Source organism: Arthrobacter sp. SPT-J7, assembly GCF_059089965.1.
In genome coordinates this window covers 1-3,993 of record NZ_JBNHFF010000271.1, presented here as the reverse complement: position 1 = coordinate 3,993, position 3,993 = coordinate 1, and the positions used below count along the sequence as shown (strand labels likewise).

The window sequence follows — 3,993 nt, the reverse complement described above, 5'->3', positions numbered from 1 at the left end:
GCCTCTGCCCGCACGCTTTACCAGGCGCAGGAGGAGTGCAAGGAGTGCGGACAGCATCCGGTAGAGCAGAATGCCCAGGCCTATGACCGGCAGGGACAACATAAGGATGGAGAACAGTGACAGCACGGTGGCGGCGGCGTCGCCGGTTGCGATGGCGTTGCCCGCGAGCACCGCGTGCTGCCTCATTGCTGCGACGGTCTGCTGAAAGATCAAGGGCAGGTTCAGCAGCATCCACCCGAGTGCCAGGAACAGGAGCGGCACCACGGTGACGACCCACGCCGTCACGATGCGCCGGGCGAAGGGGCGGAGCTCGGCAACCCGGGGATCCATGGGACGGCCCGGTATCAGGCTTAGCAGCACCGGTCGGATCCGGTTGAAGAGGTCCGGCACACCGGCAATATCGGCAAGTACGAAGTATCCGTCAAAGCGCAGTGTGGGCACCAGTTGCTGGATCATCTCGAAGTGCATCAGCGCCGCAGCCAGCAGGAAGAACCCCTGCCCGGTCAGCAGGTAGGCGCCGCCCAGCCCGATGAGGCAAAGGCAGTTGAAATACAGCCCGCCCAGGTCAGTACGGATCCTGCCCACCCGATCCAGGCGGTAAGAGTCTGTGACGTCGGTAAAGAAGGCAGGAAAAACCAGGTACACGCCGACGCCGATCCTTCCGGGCCTGGCACCCCCATACCGGCAGGCCGCGGCGTGGCCGAGCTCGTGGATCACGGCCCCGGTTGTCAGCAGCGCGGCGACTCCCAGGAGGAGTGCCGGGGTAAGCAGGACCTGCTGCAGTGAAGCCATCAGGTCTCCCCTGGCCAGCAGCAGGACATCGACGATCACCAGGACAACAAGGACGGTGGCAACCACCGGTCCCCAATACAGCGGTGCCAGTATTCCGGCCAGGGTATTGACGGCCTTTTCGGGGAGGAGCGTCCCACGCAGCCGCAGAGCGAGCAATGGGTTGGCGGTCGGCAAGGCATTGGACTCCGGCTGCCTGCCGTCGTCGCCGTCGTCGTCAGCCTCTGCAACCAGGCCCATTGGAGCCAGCCTGGTATCCACGAGGTGGAGGAGCCCGCTGACATCCAGCTCCCTGCCGTAAGCCTTGCTGACTTCCTGAGCTACTTCTTCGGCGGACTTCCCCGGCGACAGGGAGACCATCACCACGTGGAGCAGCTCTGAAAGCTGAACCACCTGCCCGTCTCCCCGCTGCAGCAGATAACTGCTGCTCTTGAGCCCCGAGCCTTCCACCTGCCCGAGGAACTTCACGCCTGGTGATGGGGACCAGCGCCTCAGCACGGCCGAATCGGGTGCAGTTGCCACTTTCCCCCCAAAGGTTGAGCGGGTAGGACGGTGGGCATGCCCACATCGCTGAGGCATGCCCACCGCATTGGAGCCGGCGAACCTACTGTTGCAGTACCAGGATGTCCTGCAACGCTGCCGAGTTGGCAATGGAACCGATCGAGGCCGCGTTGATGGCCATAGACAGATTCACTGCGATCACGGGAGAGACGTTGATGTTGAAGTGCAGCGTTTCCTTTACGGGAAGCAGCTCCACAACCTCAGCGTCGAGATCCACCGGTGTTAGCGCCGTCGATGCTGTCATAGCACCACACCTCTCTCCCCCGGGCTACCCCAGGTCCAGACATGAATGATGGACAGGGTTAGTGCTGGAGGACAGCGATGTTCTGGACGGCGCTGCTGTGTGCTTCCGAGAACAGCGAGGCAGCGTTCAGTGCCACGGACGTGTTATTCGCGTAGACGCTGGCCAGGTTAATGCTGTCGCCTCCGAAGTACAGGGTTTCCCGCGAAGGCAGCAACTCCACGCTCTGGCTTTCCAGTTCCTGGATGGTGAGTTCCTTCATCATGTCAATCACCCCCTCTCGACGTCTCCCGATCAGTCAACGCGGGGCACCGTGGCGGCGCCGTTACTGCAGCGTCATTTTTTTGTTATCGAGTAACGCCGCTGTGACAGGCTTGACTTGGGCGCCGAATATTCTGTGCCTAGGATGGTCATACCGGGCAGTAATATCCCTGAATTGCCGGAAAATGCAGTTGGAATTACAGACAAGGAAAGCAGGCGCCTGTTTTATGGCGGAAATTGAAGGCACGATGGTAATCCGCGCATGGGTTGAGCCCAGCCACCCCCAGCCACTGCGGGCGCGCCTGATTTCCAGCCATCCAGGCCGGGATGCGGAACTCATAGAGACAGCAGCCGATACTGATGCCATCCTCCTTGCCGTCCGCCGTTGGCTCGACCTGCTGCAGACGCCCGGGAGTGCAACCAGCGCGTAGCACGCGGGATCCTGGCAAAAGGGTTTACTACTGGCGCTTATCCCTCTTGACGGGCATTTATGTACCATTCCCGGTTTGTCAGCTTCCAAAGCCTTTGTTACTAAAATGACTTGACATGCTCTGGCTGAGTGCCACCATGGTACTCGGGGGGATCGGTGTTACCCGGTCGCTTGAGAGGGATTGGCATGACGGTGACTCTCGGACAGGAGTGGCACTTAAGTCTGCTGGGAGCTTGGCGGTTGCGCCACGGCAGCACTGCCGTGACGGTAGCCAGCCGGGAACAACGGCTCCTCGCATGCCTGGGATTATTCGGGTGCCGCCACCGGAGCTTTCTGGCCGGGCTCCTGTGGCCGAAAAGCAGTGAACCGCAGGCTGCGGGAAACCTGCGTACCACCGTCTGGTGCATTTCCCACACCTTCCCGCACCTGCTGCAAACAGGAGCTGACACGCTCGAGCTCGATGAATCGGTTCGGGTGGACGCCCGGGCCTTGGAGCGGCAGGTGGCCACGATACAGACACAGCCGCATGCGCAAGCCCACATCCCGAACAGCTACCTGGAGAGCCTGGGCCGGGCGGACCTGCTCCCGGGCTGGTACGACGATTGGGTCATCTTCGAACAGGAACGGTTCCGGCAGTTGCGTCTGGGCGCACTGGAGTTCCTGGCCCGCCAGCATCTGGCGGCAGGTGATCCCGCGAGGGCAGTCGATGCCGCTTTGTCCGCGGCGAGCATCGAGCCCTTGAGGGAATCGGCTCATCTGCTGCTGGTCCAGGCCCACCTCGGCGCCGGAAACAGGGCAGCTGCGGTCCGCGCCTACACGATGTTCGCAGACCGGCTCTACGACGAACTCGGCGTCCCGCCGTCGGACCAGCTCAGCGAACTTGTGTCCGACTTTGTCCGGCGCTGAGCCGGCAGGCAACGCGGCGCCAATCTGCGGCCGTTCTTTGGCAGACCCACGGTTCCAGCCTCCCGATTCTGCGATACCTTGTGGCAATGGACTTCGGCAGCGCTGACAGCTGGGGGACGGCGATCTATTTCTGGATCATCCCCATCGTGCTCGGCGACGCCATCTTTCCGCCGGTCCCGTCCGAGATGGTGGTAATCACCGGCGGAGCGCTTTCCGCTGACGGCCGGGCCAATGTGTTCCTGGTGGTGGCCCTGTCCGCCCTGGCCTCCTGGCTGGGGGACGTTGTGGTGTTCCAGTTGTTCAGGAGGCGGCTGAGCCACGTCCTTGACCGCTGGAGATGGGGCCGGCGCGTGCATTCCGGAATCCACGATGCCATCGCCAAGGCGGGCCGCTCGTCAACTTACGGGACCATCATCGGGGCCAGGTTCATTCCGGGCGGCCGGCTGGCTACGTCGGCCGCTGCCGGGATCGCTAACGTCTCGGTCCGCGGCTTCAGCCTGTGCGCCGGACTGGGTGCGTTGCTCTGGGCCTGCTGGCTGGTGGGCCTGGGCTACTTCACCGGCTCGGCCACCGGCCTGCCCTTCTGGGCCAGCTCGCTGATCGGAGTCGCGCTGGGACTGGTAGTCGGCGTCGTCGTCGGCATTATTGTGACCCGGCGCCGCGGCAACAGATCGCCGGTGGAGGAGCCGGACCCTCCGCTGGCCTAGGTGTACTGCCCAGGGACGTTGGTTGGATGAATGTGATGACTCGCTGGAGTCGTTGACTCATGGGTGAGGACCTCCGATTGCACAGTGGAGTTGCTTAG

At 62.9% G+C, this 3,993-nt stretch carries 5 protein-coding genes and 1 pseudogene; 3 read left to right on the top strand and 3 right to left on the bottom strand.

The window, feature by feature from the left end:
* The 3 genes and pseudogenes from AC5RWX_RS31135 to AC5RWX_RS31125 all read right to left on the bottom strand — a co-directional run.
* A pseudogene (locus AC5RWX_RS31135) lies at positions 1-1,311 on the bottom strand (hypothetical protein); the annotation flags it as partial.
* A gap of 82 nt (positions 1,312-1,393) precedes the next feature.
* Positions 1,394-1,594, bottom strand: coding sequence for a hypothetical protein (locus AC5RWX_RS31130; RefSeq protein ID WP_494100058.1), 201 nt, complete (start codon positions 1,592-1,594; stop codon positions 1,394-1,396).
* Between the two features lie 58 nt (positions 1,595-1,652).
* Positions 1,653-1,856 carry a hypothetical protein gene (locus AC5RWX_RS31125; protein ID WP_494100057.1) on the bottom strand — a complete coding sequence of 68 codons (204 nt, stop codon included), beginning with the start codon at positions 1,854-1,856 and terminating at the stop codon, positions 1,653-1,655.
* Between the two features lie 223 nt (positions 1,857-2,079).
* Here AC5RWX_RS31125 and AC5RWX_RS31120 point away from each other — a divergent pair, with 223 nt between their 5' ends.
* From AC5RWX_RS31120 to AC5RWX_RS31110, 3 genes are all read left to right on the top strand, one after another.
* Entirely contained in the window at positions 2,080-2,283 is a 204-nt protein-coding gene (locus tag AC5RWX_RS31120) for a hypothetical protein (RefSeq protein ID WP_494100056.1), read from the top strand.
* Positions 2,284-2,468: 185 nt separating this feature from the next.
* Complete coding sequence (locus AC5RWX_RS31115; protein ID WP_494100055.1) at positions 2,469-3,188, top strand: AfsR/SARP family transcriptional regulator; 720 nt, start codon at positions 2,469-2,471, stop codon at positions 3,186-3,188.
* An 86-nt stretch (positions 3,189-3,274) separates the two neighbouring features.
* Entirely contained in the window at positions 3,275-3,895 is a 621-nt protein-coding gene (locus tag AC5RWX_RS31110) for a DedA family protein (RefSeq protein ID WP_494100054.1), read from the top strand.
* Positions 3,896-3,993: the final 98 nt, after the last annotated feature.

Excerpts from the sequence above, each read along its gene's own strand:
- AC5RWX_RS31130 (WP_494100058.1), bottom strand. The coding sequence starts at position 1,594 with ATGACAGCATCGACGGCGCTAACACCGGTGGATCTCGACGCTGAGGTT.
- AC5RWX_RS31125 (WP_494100057.1), bottom strand. The coding sequence starts at position 1,856 with ATGATGAAGGAACTCACCATCCAGGAACTGGAAAGCCAGAGCGTGGAG.
- AC5RWX_RS31120 (WP_494100056.1), top strand. The coding sequence starts at position 2,080 with ATGGCGGAAATTGAAGGCACGATGGTAATCCGCGCATGGGTTGAGCCC.
- AC5RWX_RS31115 (WP_494100055.1), top strand. The coding sequence starts at position 2,469 with ATGACGGTGACTCTCGGACAGGAGTGGCACTTAAGTCTGCTGGGAGCT.
- AC5RWX_RS31110 (WP_494100054.1), top strand. The coding sequence starts at position 3,275 with ATGGACTTCGGCAGCGCTGACAGCTGGGGGACGGCGATCTATTTCTGG.